This window comes from Brevundimonas sp. (assembly GCF_036732845.1).
Taxonomy (GTDB): domain Bacteria; phylum Pseudomonadota; class Alphaproteobacteria; order Caulobacterales; family Caulobacteraceae; genus Brevundimonas.
The window spans coordinates 1-13,097 of record NZ_DAINBO010000047.1 but is presented as its reverse complement, the minus strand read 5'-3'; the positions used below and the strand labels follow the sequence as shown (position 1 = coordinate 13,097).

Annotated in this window: 13 protein-coding genes; 7 read left to right on the top strand and 6 right to left on the bottom strand. The window is 69.5% G+C overall.

Annotated features, from left to right (window positions below; genetic code table 11):
• Together V7D63_RS11945 and V7D63_RS11940 are read left to right on the top strand one after the other, a co-directional pair.
• Positions 1-303: TPM domain-containing protein (locus V7D63_RS11945; protein ID WP_333592504.1), on the top strand; the 303-nt coding region annotated here is incomplete at its 5' end.
• A gap of 57 nt (positions 304-360) precedes the next feature.
• Positions 361-1,092, top strand: coding sequence for an endonuclease/exonuclease/phosphatase family protein (locus V7D63_RS11940; RefSeq protein ID WP_333592503.1), 732 nt, complete (start codon positions 361-363; stop codon positions 1,090-1,092).
• Here V7D63_RS11940 and V7D63_RS11935 read toward each other — a convergent pair.
• A complete protein-coding gene (locus tag V7D63_RS11935; RefSeq protein WP_333592502.1) occupies positions 1,080-2,534 on the bottom strand; it encodes a phospholipase D-like domain-containing protein in 1,455 nt (484 codons plus the stop codon). The genes V7D63_RS11940 and V7D63_RS11935 overlap by 13 nt on opposite strands.
• A gap of 188 nt (positions 2,535-2,722) precedes the next feature.
• On the opposite strand from V7D63_RS11935, the gene V7D63_RS11930 reads away from it, so the two are divergent.
• From V7D63_RS11930 to V7D63_RS11920, 3 genes are all read left to right on the top strand, one after another.
• Complete coding sequence (locus tag V7D63_RS11930; RefSeq protein ID WP_333592501.1) at positions 2,723-2,914, top strand: hypothetical protein; 192 nt, start codon at positions 2,723-2,725, stop codon at positions 2,912-2,914.
• Positions 2,915-3,025: 111 nt separating this feature from the next.
• A complete protein-coding gene (locus tag V7D63_RS11925) occupies positions 3,026-5,515 on the top strand; it encodes a tipN (protein WP_333592500.1) in 2,490 nt (829 codons plus the stop codon).
• A 98-nt stretch (positions 5,516-5,613) separates the two neighbouring features.
• Positions 5,614-6,207 (top strand): hypothetical protein, encoded by a 594-nt coding sequence (locus V7D63_RS11920; protein ID WP_333592499.1) that lies wholly within the window; start codon positions 5,614-5,616, stop codon positions 6,205-6,207.
• Here the strand turns inward: V7D63_RS11920 and V7D63_RS11915 are convergent.
• Positions 6,204-7,361 (bottom strand): MFS transporter, encoded by a 1,158-nt coding sequence (locus tag V7D63_RS11915; RefSeq protein WP_333592498.1) that lies wholly within the window; start codon positions 7,359-7,361, stop codon positions 6,204-6,206. The two genes, V7D63_RS11920 and V7D63_RS11915, sit on opposite strands and share 4 nt — an antisense overlap.
• 49 nt (positions 7,362-7,410) lie before the next feature.
• On the opposite strand from V7D63_RS11915, the gene V7D63_RS11910 reads away from it, so the two are divergent.
• A complete protein-coding gene (locus V7D63_RS11910) occupies positions 7,411-7,782 on the top strand; it encodes a DUF423 domain-containing protein (protein WP_333592497.1) in 372 nt (123 codons plus the stop codon).
• A 40-nt stretch (positions 7,783-7,822) separates the two neighbouring features.
• The gene (pip, locus tag V7D63_RS11905; protein ID WP_442882141.1) at positions 7,823-8,785 is read left to right on the top strand and encodes a prolyl aminopeptidase; all 963 of its coding nucleotides are present in this window, start codon (positions 7,823-7,825) and stop codon (positions 8,783-8,785) included.
• Here the strand turns inward: pip and V7D63_RS11900 are convergent.
• From V7D63_RS11900 to V7D63_RS11885, 4 genes are all read right to left on the bottom strand, one after another.
• A complete protein-coding gene (locus tag V7D63_RS11900; RefSeq protein WP_333592495.1) occupies positions 8,782-9,243 on the bottom strand; it encodes a DUF6173 family protein in 462 nt (153 codons plus the stop codon). The two genes, pip and V7D63_RS11900, sit on opposite strands and share 4 nt — an antisense overlap.
• A 30-nt stretch (positions 9,244-9,273) precedes the next feature.
• Complete coding sequence (gene rodA / locus V7D63_RS11895) at positions 9,274-10,431, bottom strand: rod shape-determining protein RodA (protein ID WP_333592494.1); 1,158 nt, start codon at positions 10,429-10,431, stop codon at positions 9,274-9,276.
• Entirely contained in the window at positions 10,428-12,500 is a 2,073-nt protein-coding gene (gene mrdA / locus V7D63_RS11890) for a penicillin-binding protein 2 (RefSeq protein ID WP_333592493.1), read from the bottom strand. Before mrdA ends, rodA begins: the two co-directional genes overlap by 4 nt.
• 67 nt (positions 12,501-12,567) lie before the next feature.
• Positions 12,568-13,097 (bottom strand): hypothetical protein (locus tag V7D63_RS11885; RefSeq protein WP_333592492.1); only part of this gene is annotated, 530 nt, incomplete at its 5' end.

Below are 13,097 nucleotides of genomic sequence, written 5' to 3'. Positions count from 1 at the left end.
GCGGCGATGAAACAGTTCCTGGCCCACGGCCTGCATCAGACCGAGGCCCGCACCGGCGTGCTGATCTTCGCCTGCCTGGCGGATCATCAGGTCGAGGTGGTGGCCGACAAGGGCATCCACGACAAGGTCGAACCGGCCGTCTGGGGCGACACCGTCGCCGCCCTGACCCGCGAATTGCGCGCCCGGCGTCCGGCCGAGGGCTTCACCGCCGCCGTCGGTCTGTGCGGCGAGGTGCTGGCCCAGCATTTCCCGCCGCGCCCGGTGAACGAGAACGAGCTTCCCGACCGGCTGGTGGTGCTGTGACCGCCCCATTGGGGTCGCTTTCGCGGTGAAAAGGGCCTAGCCCAACGCGAGCCGACCATGCCCCGTCTGATCACCTACAATGTGCACCGCTGCGTCGGCGTCGATCGGCGGCTGGACGTCGACCGCGTCGCCGCGGTGATCGCCGAGCATGAACCGGACATCGTCTGTTTGCAGGAATTGGACGTGGGCCGCGCCCGCACCGGCCACGTCGATCAGGCCCAGGCCATCGCCGACCGTCTGGCGATGAGTTTTCGTTTCCATCCGGCCATGGCGGTCGAGTCCGAGCTGTATGGCGACGCCATCCTGACGCATCGGCCCGAGGTTCTGCGCCGCACCGGCGCCCTGCCCACCCTGGCCGGCGTGCCGGGGCTGGAGCCGCGCGGCGCCCTGTGGTCGCGCATCGACGTCGACGGTGTTCAGTTGAACGTCATCAACACCCACCTGGGCCTGGTCCCGCGCGAACAGAGGCTGCAAGCGGCGGCCCTGGCGGGGCGCGACTGGGTCGGCGCCTGCGAAGGCGCGACCATCCTGACCGGCGACTTCAACGCCACCTCCCTGACCCGGCCGTACCAGACCCTGAACCGTCGCCTGTCGGACGCCCAAAGGCTGCTGGGCCTGCGTCCGTCGGTGAAGACCTTCCCGTCCGGCTTCCCGGCCATCCGCATCGACCATCTGTTCGTCAGCCCGCAGGTGCGGCCGATCCGGGTCTTCGCCCCCTTCTCGCCGCTGGCGCGGATGGCCTCGGATCACTTGCCGCTGGTGTTCGACTTCGAGCTTCAGCCGGCCTGAAGCGCGCGCATGCGGCCCCGCCGTTTCCAGGGCCGCCAGGCGTCGGCGGTGGACAGGGGATCGCCCAATTGCCAGTCCGCGATCTGGGTCTGGAACCAAGACGGCGGCTCGGCGCCCAGGGGCTGGATGCGGCCGGTGTCGAAGGCCGCGATGGCCGCACCCGTCGACCCCAGCATCGTCTCGGCCGCGCCGAATTCCTCACCGGAAACGCCCAGGAAATGGCCCAGCGCATGGTGGCGATGGGCGCGGATGGCCGCGCGGCCCGCCGCATCCTTCGGCTCGGTCGAAATGTCGCACTCGGTGTCATAGCCGAAGGAGCGGTTGTTCAGATTGGTCGAGCCGATGCGCAGCAGCCGGTCGTCGATGATCGACACCTTGGCGTGCACGATGATCCGCTTGCCCGCCCGCGTGCGCGGCGCCAGCGCCAGGAAGCGGCTGTGCTTGTCGGCCTGCTCCAGCTTGTACAGGACCTGGGCGCGCGCCTTGTCCATCGTCAGACTGTCGAACCAACTGGGGCTGCGCCCGGTCGAGACCAGCACCACTTCCGGCCCATCCGGCTCGGCCAGGCGACGAGCCAGGGCCTCGGCCATCAGGTGCGAGGTGAAATACTGGTTCTCCAGATAGATCAGCCGCCGGGCGCGGCCGATCGCCTCCAGATGCAGGGCCTCGTTCTCACGCACCTCGGCCCGGCCGCCGTGGGCCGGCTCCGTGCGCGAGATGCCCACGGGCGTGTCCATGATCGTCGGCTGGACCCCGTCGGGCCAGGGGTCGCCGCGTGTCTCGTCCGGCAGCGTCCGTTCCCACGTGGCGCGGAACCAGCGTTCGCGCGCCAGATCGCCCAGCGCCCGCGCCGCCGGCCCGTCGAAGACGCTCATGGTCTCGTGCCGCGGCGGCGCGATCAGTCCCGACGGCTGGCACCGCCTGGGATCGTCGTCATGGTGCTCGGCGCTGTCCCAGCGATCCGTGGCGATGTCGCCGCCGCCGCAGAAGGCCACCTTATCGTCGATGATCACCGCCTTCTGATGATGGCAGGCGCCGATGGGACCGGGCTGGTCCAGCCGGAACTCGACCATCCGCTTGCGGAACCAGCGTTGCGCCCTGTGCGGATAGAAGCCCTGGGACGCCGCGATCAGCAGCGGCGACTTCCAGATCAGCAGCCGCACGTCCAGATCGGGCTTCTGCTTGACCAGAAGGCGCAGCCGGTGGCCGACCTCGGCGGTATGGTCGTCGAACCCGGTCTCGACCGACAGATGGGTGCGCGGATCGAACTGCCAGCCCAGGACGACGATCGACCGTTCGGCCTTCTCCATGGCCGAGGCCAGGGCGGTGAAATAGGCGTTGTTCTCCATCAGCACGGCGAATCGATGCGCCGTCTCGGTGCGCCAGACCCCCGGGCCGGGGATCAGCAGGCTGCCGTCATAGCTGTCCGCAAGGGAGTGCATGGCTGTGGCGTGACCGATCTGAACGACCGCCGCATGCCGCCGGGCCGGCGACAGCGTCGAACCGTGTCATCCGTTCCACGCCGCTGGGCTTTCGGTCAACTGACTTGCAAATCGGCTGCGTTCGCCATTGTTCCGCCTTAGTATCCGCGCGCATAAGGACCGTTGTTCGTCGGGAGGGGGACCGGACAGTGCAGGCGCTGGTCGAATTGATCGCGGGTTTCATCGCCATGCTGGCCGCCGTCGCCCTGTCGCAGTTCGGGGTCGATCTGAATCCCGCGCGTGAGGCGGATCGCGAGGTGCATCGCGTCGCCCATTGCGACGACGTCACGGTTCAGGACGCCAAGGCCATGACCGTGACGGTCGAAGCTCAGGACTGCTGATCCACGACGCCGTTGCGTCGCACGCTTTGATCTTGGCGCCTGAACGGCTACGGTCGCGAACCCTCGTTTCCGGCTCGGTCGGGCGAGAGCCTTGACCGAGATCGACGCTTGATGAAATCCCGCAACCGGCCACCGCTGAACGCTTCCGATCCCCAGCCCGACACGGTCGCGGCCGTCGATCCGACGCCGCGGCCCCTGCCCGAGGCGCCCGAGGAAGACGGTCCCGCGCCGCGCCCCATGTCCGAGCGCCGCCGCCGCCGTCTGCTCGAGGAACAGCGTCAGGCCGAAGAGACCGCCCGCGTCGCCCAGACCGTCCAGGCCGAACCCGTCGTGACCATCGACATGGCGGCCGAGACCGCCCCGCCCCCGGCCGCCTATGTTCCGCCGCCCGCGCCCGTCGCGGTCGTCGGCCGTGAAACGCAGCCCAGCGGCCGCCACGCCTATCTGATCGCCGGCGTCGCCTCGGCCCTGTGGGTCGGCGGCATCGCGGCCTGGGCCGCCTATGAATACGGATCGGGCGGAGCGGCGTTGGACCCGCTGCGCATGGCCATCTATGTGCTGCTGGCCCTCGCTCCGGCGGGTCTGGCCATCATGCTGGCCCACGCCGTGCGGCAGGGCGCCGGACTGGCGGCCGAGACCCGGCACGCCCGCGACCTGTCCCAGGCCCTGGTCGCGCCGACCGCCCTGGCGGCCCAGCAGACCGGCGAGGTGCTGGCCACCCTGCGGGCCGACATCGACCACGCGGCCCTGACCGCCGAACGCGCGCGCAACGATCTGGGCCTGCTGCGCGAGGCCCTGGCCGCCGAAACCCAGCGCCTGAACGAAGCGGCCGAGACCGCGGGGCGCACGGCCCGTCGCCTGGTCGAGCAACTGGGCGGCGAACGCGAGAAGCTGAACGTGCTGGGCGGCCAGCTCGACGGCCAGGCCACCGGCGTGCTGGAAGCCGTCGAACGCCAGTCGCGCATGGTGGTGGACGCCTCCGACCTGGCCCAGACCCAGCTTCGCGAAGCCGAGGCCGCTCTGGCCGCGCGCGCCGCCGACCTGGCCGCCGCCGCCGGCGAGGCCCAGGACGCCGCCCGCCTGGCCGCCGACGACCTGTCGCGTCAGACCCTGCGGCTGGAGAACGCCGGGGCCGGCGTCGCCGAGCAGATTCAATCGGTCGAGGAAGGCCTGGGCCAGCAACGCGCCGCCCTGGTCACCGCCGCCTACGCCCTGCGCACCGACCAGGAGGACTTCTCCGCCCAGGTCGAGAGCCAGCGCGCCCAGCTCACGGAACAGATCTCGGCCAGCCGCGCCTCGGCCGCCGAACTGGACCGCACGACCCAATCGACGACGGAATCCGTCAGGGACCTGGTCGAGGCCGCCACCGATCAGTTCCGGGCGCTGGTCGAGATGTCCCAGCGCGAGGCCGACGGCTTCGACGCCGCCACCAAGGTCGCGCTGGACCGCTTCGAGGCCCTGGCCGCCGAGGCCCGCGACACCCTGGTCGAAGAGACGCGCCGCAGCCTGGAGACGCTCAAGGCCACGGCCGAGGAAAGCCGCGCCACCGCCGCCGACGCCGCCGAAGACTCCCGTCTGCGCGCCGAACGCCTGGGCGAAACCCTGTTCGACGCGGCGCAGAAGGCCGACCAGGCCGCCGACGCCCGCATCGCCGAGGCCCGGCGCATCGTCCAAGAGACCACCGGTCTGGTCGGCGAGGCCGGAGACCTGGCGCTGGATCGTCTGGAGGCGACGCTGGAGCGGATGAACGCCGTCCTGGTCCGTGCCGACGCCGCCGTGGTCGAGATCGACCGCAAGGCCGCCGCCCTGCCCGAACAGGCGCGCGAACGGGTCGACGCCGTGCGTCAGGCGGTCGAGGAGGGTCTCGCCGCCCTGTCCGCCGCCTCCGAAAAGGCCGCCAAAGACACCGAGGCCCTGGACGCCGGCTTCCAGGAACGGGTGCGTCGCAACTACGACATGCTGACCGAGGCGGTGCGCCTGATGGGCGTGGTCTCGGGCGAGGCCCCCGCCCCCCGTCGGCGCGAACCGGCCGCCGTCCCGCCGCCGCCGACCGACGCTCCGACGCCCCGCCGCGCGTCGCGTTCCGAGGATGGCCGAGGCTTCGGCCTGCGTGGGCGGCTGAAGCTGACCCCGGCCGACGGCTCGCGTCCGCCTTCGGACGAGCAACTGGGCTGGAACGACCTGGTCCAGGCCGACGACGCGGGCGAACCGCCGATGGACCTGACCGCGCCGGTCATGCCCCCGCCCGATGTCGAGGCCCTGGCTGAGCGCATCGTCGGCGCCATCCGCCGCATGGGCGTCGATCCCAACGCCCTGCTGCCCCGCGCCCGCATCGAGGAAGCGGCCCAGGCCTGGTCGTCGAACGATCCCGGCGGCGCCCGGCTGATCGTGCGCCGCGTGGCCCCCGCCGCCGTGCGCAGCGTCTCGCGCCGGGTGTTGAGCGACGCCGACATGAAGGCCGACGCCGAACGCTATGTGCGCGCCTTCGCCCGCGAGCTTCAGGCCTTCGGGCCGGAATCCACCGGCGTGCTGGCCCGCCTGGCCACCGACGGGGGACGCGCCTTCCTGCTGCTGGACGCCGCCGTGGGCGATCTGGCCTAAAGCCCGGCACCGTTAAGAATTGTGGCTTGACGAAGGCGCGGCCAGACCGCACGGTCGGCTCGACTGTCACGTCACTGTCACAAAGCTTGCCGAGGCCCATGTCCGACGCCGACCGAGCAGACCAGCGCCTGCCCGTCATCGTCCTCTGCGGCTATGACGCCGACGACGAGGTCTGGGACCCTGTCGAGGACCTGTCCGGGTCCCACTGGCGTCCGCACGGCGCCCTGGCCGTCAGCCTGGCGCCGTCCGACGCCGACAGCCTGTATGAAACCCTGGCCGAACAGCTACGTGATCGTCGCTGCCGCGCCTTGCTGCTGGTCGGGCGCGGCCGGTCGCCGGATCGCTTCAGCGTCCAGATGCGGGCCGAGAACCGGGCCTTGTCCGGTTCGGGCCGCATGAACGTCGACCTGCCCTGCCTGGCCCGCGCCACCCTGCCGGTCGCCGATGTCGTGGCGGCCCTGAACGACGTCGGGCTGAAGGTCGACGCCACGTCGGAGGCCGAGCCGGATGTCGGCTCCTATCTGCTGTTCCGCATCCTGGCCGAGCTGCCGGACGTGACCGAGGCGCCAGCCGTCGGCCTGTTGCGCGTGCCCGCCGACGTGTCGCTGGACACCGCCCGACGCGGGGTGAAGGCCGCCGCCAGCGCCATCGCCGCCCAACTGGCCCCCATGCCGCGTCTGCAACACGCCTAGACCGTCAGGCGCCGCCTCAGGCCCAGGGCCAAGACCCCGCCCGCGGCCGCCATCGCCGCCATGGCCAGATAGCCGCCTACGCCGACCGCATCATACAGCGGTCCCGACGCCAGGGTCGCCGCGCCGATCAACACCCCCGCCGCCAGCATGGAGTTCAAGGTCTGACCCGCCGTATGGCTGTCATCAGGGGTCAGCCGCTCGATGATCTCCACCCCCGCCAGATAGGTGGCCGCGAACGTCAGGGCGTGCAGGACCTGAAGCGGCCACAGCGCCCACAGCGGCGGCGCCAGGGCCATCAGGCTCCAGCGCAGAACCGACGCGCCGACGCCCAGCATCAGCATGGCCCACGGCCCGATTCCTCGCCGTTTCCGCCACGGCTCGATCCACCACATGAAGCCGATCTCGATCACGACCGAAAAGGCCCACAACAGGCCGGTCATCCGCTCGTCCAACCCTTGCGCCTTCCAGGCGATGGCCGAGAAACCGTAGTAGAAGGCGTGCGCCGCCTGCACCGCGCCGATGGCGAACAGGGCGGTCATGAAGATCGGATCGCGCAACAGGCGGCCCAGGCCGCGGAACCGCGCCAGGCCGTCCGACGGTCCCGCCGCGCTGACCGCCTCGTCCGGCAGGCCGCGCCAGGCGTACAGGCCGATGCCCAGGCTGGCCGCCACGACCCAAATGATCACGACGTCCGGCGGCGCGACGGTCAGCAAGGCCCCCATGGCGACATTGGCGCAGACGAAGGCCGCCGAACCGCAACCGCGCGGAAAGGCGAAGCTGTGCCCCGTCCTTCGGGCCACACGGAGGTTCAAGACGTCGGTCAGGGGGATCAGCGCCGCCGCCGCGCTGGCCGCCACGAACCAGCATAGCGCCCGCAGCCAGGCGTCCTGGGCCAGTCCGGCCCCGCCGTACCCCAGGGCCGCGGCCAGCCCCAGCAAGGCGATCGGCGTGCGCCGCGACCGGAAGCCGTCCGCCCACACCGCCGTCACCGGCCCGGTCGCCAGCCGCCCCAGCATCGGCGCGGCCAAAAGCGCCCCGATCTCGGCTCCGCTCATGCCCCGGCTGGACAGCCACAGACCCGCGAACGGCAGGCTCACCCCGGTGGCGCCGAAGAGCAGCACATATTGCAGGGCCAGCCGGATCGCGGGGGTCATCATCGGCGCATAGCAGACTCGCGGCCCCGCGTCGGCTAGGACGCACCCCATGACCGTCGATCGTCCCCTCGCCGTCTTCGCCGCCCTGTGCGGCGCCCTGGCCGTGGCCCTGGGCGCCTTCGCCGCGCACGGCGCGGGACCGCAGGTGAAGACCCTGCTGACCACCGGCGCCCATTATCAGATCGTCCACGCCCTGCTGGCCCTGGTCTGCGCCGCCTGGCCGGACCGAAATCGGCTGGTGTCCGTCGCGGGCTGGCTGGCGGGCGGCGGCGGCCTGGTGTTCGGCCTGGCGCTGGCGTCGATCGGCCTGCTCAAGCTTCCTGTCATGGGCGCCGTTGCACCGGTCGGCGGAGTGTTGATGATCGCCGGCTGGCTGTTTTTAGGATGGGCCGTTTTCCGGTCACATTCCGTCAAGGCCTGACAGGTCAAACAGGAGTTCCGTTCACCTCATGGCTTATTTCGTGACCGATTCTCCCCGCCGGGACCTGTATCCCGAGATCGAACCCTTCGCCTCGGGCTGGATGGCCGCCGACGGCGTGCACGAAATCTATTACGAGGAATGCGGCAATCCCAACGGCAAGCCCGTTGTGGTGCTGCACGGCGGCCCAGGCGGCGCCTGCAATCCGGGCATGCGGCGCTATTTCGATCCGAAGCAATACCGGATCATCCTGTTCGATCAGCGCGGCTGCGGCCGATCCAGGCCCAACGCCTCGCTGGAGGACAACACCACCTGGACCCTGATCGAGGACATCGAACGGCTGCGCGAACGGTGCGGCGTCGACAAATGGGCGGTGTTCGGCGGAAGCTGGGGTTCGACCCTGGCCATGGCCTACGCCATCACCCACCCCGAGCGGGTCACGGCCCTGTTGCTGCGCGGCATCTTCCTGCTGACCAAGAAGGAGCTGACCTGGTTCTACCAGCACGGCGCCTCGATGATCTTCCCGGACGCCTGGGAACGGTTCGTCGCCCCGATCCCCGAGGCTGAACGCCACGATCTGATGGGCGCCTATTACAAGCGGCTGATCGGCGAGGACCGCAAGGCCCAGTTGGAATGCGCCGTCGCCTGGTCCAGTTGGGAAGGCGAGACCGTCAGCATCCGGGGACCCGACGCCCGGCCCGACAAGTTCGCCGAACCCGATTTCGCCCTGGCCTTCGCCCGGATCGAATGCTGGTACTTCATGAACGGCGGCTTCTTCCCCGAGGACGGCTGGATCCTGAAGAACATCGGCCGCATCCGTCACATCCCGACCTGGATCGCCCAGGGCCGGTTCGACGTGGTCACGCCGATCGACAGCGCCTGGAGCCTGCATCGCGCCTGGTCCGAGGCGAAACTGGACATCGTGCCGGACGCCGGCCACGCCTCGACCGAGCCGGGCATCATCGACAGCCTGATCCGCGCCACCGACTGGGCGGCGTCGCTTTAGGCTTTCGGATTGGTCTTTTCGACCAGTTCACCGAGTTGGAAGCCGATGCGCCGCGCGGGCCGGTCCTCGGGCTTCTTGGCCACGCTGAGCATGACGTTGATCTGACCATAGTGCTGGATCAGCCGCACCGGCTTGCCCTCGCCGTTCTTGCCGAAGAACATGATCAGGTCCGGTCCCCAGAAGCCGACGTCCTCGATCCGCATGGTGCCGTCGCCGGGCACGCCGACCAGGGAGGCGGCGACCTCTTCGTCCTTGTCGATCCCCGCCTCAAAGGCCTCGATCATCTTGGACAGACGCACGAAGGCCCATTCGGCCGGATTGTCCCGCATCTGAACGCCCTGGATCATGGCCGCGGCGTCCTCGGGAACGCTGACGGGCATGACGGGCTGGGGACAGGGGGTCCCGAACAGGTTCGGGTCGGCCTTCACGGGCGGCGGGGTCTTGCTGATCACGGTCATGGTTCGATCTCTAGCGCGCGAACCGCATGATCAGAACAGGCCCTGCCCCTTGGGCAGTTCGGCGTAGCGATGCACCCGCGTCGACAGCACCATGCCGAAGCCGATCATCACCGTCATCATCGACGACCCGCCATAGGACAACAGCGGCATCGGCACCCCCACCACCGGCGCCATCCCCATCACCATAGCCCCGTTGATCAGCACGAAGATGGCGAAGAAGGACACCATGCCCGCCGCCGCGATCCGCCCGAAATGGCTGTGCGACAGGGACGCGATGCGCAGGGCGATGACGATCACCGCCAGATAGCAGGCCAGAAGGGTGAAGGAGCCGACGAAGCCGAACTCCTCGGCCACGGTCGAGAAGATGAAGTCGGTCTCGCGTTCCGGCAGGAACTCCAACTGGCTCTGGCTGCCCAGGCCGTAGCCGCGCCCCAGGAAACCGCCCGAACCCAGGGCGATCTTGGACTGGATGATGTTGTATCCGGTGCCCGACGGGTCCTTGGCCGGGTCCAGGAAGGTCAGCACGCGGTTTCGCTGATACTCATGCATGCCGAACATGATGAAGGGCGGCACGAAGGCGACGGCGGCCACGGCGCCCGCCGCGATGACGCGCCAGCTCAGCCCGGCCATGAACATCACCGCCGCGCCGGTCAGGCCGATCACCATGGCCGAACCCAAGTCCGGCTGTTTGGCGACCAACAGAAAGGGCACGCCGATGATGGCGGCCGGGAAGATCAACTTCCAGGACCAGCGCGCCTCCTTGGCCGTATGGCTGTGGTACCAGCGCGCCAGGGCCAGAACGAGACCCAGCTTCATGAACTCGGCCGGCTGGATGCGGATGAAGCCCAGGTTCAGCCAGTTCTTGGCCCCGCCGGCCGTATAGCCCAGAGGCGTGAACTCGATCAGCAGCACCAGGAACAGCAAAAAGCCGTACAGCGGATAGGCCGCGCGGAACCACCATTTGGGATGCACCAGGGCCAGGCCCAGCATGAAGACCAGCAGGGCGCCGAAGCGCGTGATGTGATCCATCGCCCATGGCTGCCAGCTTCCGCCCGCGATCGAATACAGCATGGCCGCGCCGGTGCCGGCGATGATGCACAGCAGGCCGACCAGGTTCCAGTCGATCTGGGCGATCTTGACCGACAGGCGGTCGCGCTCGCCGGGGCGGGTCAGGGCGGATGCGGTCATTGCGGCGGCTCCGCCAGATAGGGACGTGGTCCGCTGGTCGCGGTGCGCGGGCGCGCGGGCGCGCGGGGCGCCGGAGCCTGGGGCGCGGGGGCGGTTTCGACCAGGCCGCCGATATTGCCGGCCTCCCCTTCCCCGGCCTCGACCGGGCCTTGGGCTTCGGGCGGCAGGGGCCGCTCGATGCGCGCGCGCATGTCCGGGTCCTTCAGCAGGGCCACCTTCATGACTTCGCGCGCGCGCGGCGCGGCGTCTGCGGCGCCGCCCGCCGGGGCGTGCTGGATGATCAGGGCGATGGCGTAGCGCGGCGCGTCGTGCGGGGCGAAGGCCACGAACAGGGCGTGGTCGCGCCGCGACCAGACGGCGTCGCGCGGCCCGCGCGAACCCGAGCCGTAGTCACGCGACTGGGCCGTGCCGGTCTTGCCCGCCATCTGGATGTCGCCCAGGCCGAGCTGTGACGCGCGATAGGCGGTGCCGGTCACATCATTGGCCACGGCCGCCATGCCCGCGCGCACGATGTCCAGGTGCGCCTGCGGGAACGGCAGGTCCCGGCGGCTCTCGGGCTGCGGATGCTCCTTGCCGCCGATGGACTTGATCAGGCGCGGAGTGATGGCCTTGCGTCCGTTGGCGAGGCGCGAGGTCATCGTCGCCAATTGCAGGGCCGTGGTTTCGATGGCGCCCTGACCGATCGCCACCGACAGGGTCTCGCCCGGATACCATTTGCGCGAATCCGGGTTCGGGTTCTTGCGGTTGTAATTCGCCTTCCACGCCTGGCTGGGCATGGTGCCCCGGCGCTGGCCGTCGATGCCGATGTCATAGACCTGATGGAAGCCCAGATCCTCGGCCACGCGGGCGATCCGGTCGACCCCGGCGCGGTTGCACATGTGGTAGAAATAGGTGTCGCACGAGTTCTTGATGGCGTTGTGCATGTCCATCGAACCATGCCCGCCGCGCTTCCAGCAGCGGAAGGTGCGTCCGCCGTAGAAATAGCCGCCCGTACAGGTGACCCGCTCGGCCGGGTTCACTCCGGCGTCCAACAGGGCCAGGGCCGTGGTCATCTTGAACGTCGAACCCGGCGGGAAGGTGCCGTAGATCGCCTTGTCCAGCAGCGGCCGGCGTTCATAGTCGGCCAGGGCGCGATAGACCTTGGACGGCACGCCGCCGACGAACAGGTTCGGATCGAACGACGGCGCCGAGACCATGCACAGAACATCGCCGTTGCGCACGTCCATGACGACGCAACCGCCCGACTCCTGGCCGAACACCTCCAGCGCCCGGTTCTGGATGTCGGAGTCCAGGGTCAGGATGACCTCTTCGCCGTGCACCGCCGGTTTTGAGCCGCCGACGTCCTCGCCGACCACGCGGCCGCGCGCATCGACCTCGACCCGGTTGCCGCCCGCCTCGCCGCGCAACTGTTCGTCCAGCGCCTTCTCGACACCCTGGCGTCCGACGCGGAAGCCGGGGTTGAACAGGATCGACGGTGGGTCCTCGTTGCGGTCGCGATAGGCCTGGATGTCGCGGTCGTTCGGCTTGGCCACATAGCCGACGACATGGGCGAAGGCGCCGCCGAACGGATAGTAGCGGGCCTCATTCATATCGGCCATGACGCCCGGCAGTTCATTGGCGTACAGATTGACCCTGGCGAACTCTTCCCAGGTCAGGTCGCTCTTGACCGGCACGGGGGAAAAGCGCGGCGCGGCGTTGACGTCGCGAATGATCGCACGGCGCCGGTCCACCGTATCGGGCAGCAGGCGGCCCAGCAGATCCAGGGTCTGATCCAGGTCCTTGGTCTCGTCGCGCACCACCAGCACGCGGAAGCTGGGGCGGTTGCCGGCGATGATGACGCCGTTGCGGTCCTTGACCAGGCCGCGCGGCGGCGGGACCAGGCGGAAGTTGAACTGGTTGTTCGAGGCCAGGGTGGCGTATTCGCGCGCCTGGATGACCTGCAACTGGCCCAGCCGTCCGACCAGGGCCGTGACGCCCAGCGTCGTCAGCCCGCCCAGCACGAAGGTCCGCCGCAGGAACGAACCCTGCCGCTCATTGACGTCCGAAAAGAAGATGGACGGTTCGCTCATCCGCCTACGCTCCTTGCAGGAGCTTCGGAGGATTGGGCGTATCCTTCGTAGCCTTGGCGGAGGAGGATCATCGGAAACGCAGGTCCCCGTCATCGAACCGTTCGATCATCCAGGCGGAGATCGGAAACAGCAGCAGGGTCGGGATCAACTGGCCCAGCAGGGCCAGGATGCTGGGCGCGTTGTGCGCGCGCACGCTGACGACCAGATAGGCCAGGGCGAAGGCCCCGACGACGCAGACCGCGTACCAGGCGAACAGCACCCGCGTCTCCTGCCCGGCCAGGAAGCTGCGCGACAACAGGACGCCGCCGTAAACCGCCAGCAGGCAGATCGCCCACAGACCCAGCGGACCACCCCACAACAGGTCCAGGAACAGGCCCAGGACCAGCAGGGTGATCGGTCCCAGCACCGACGGCCGGATCAACGGCCAGGCGAAGGCCAGCGTCAGCGGCAGCACCACCTCCGGCAGGGCGAACCAGTCGAACAGCTTGACCGGCGTGGCCAGCAGGATGGTGACGGCCATCACCGCCAGAGCCGGCAGGAAGATCCACTGCGTCGGCCCGATCACGCGAACCGCGACGGGCCGTCTCACGCCGGTCT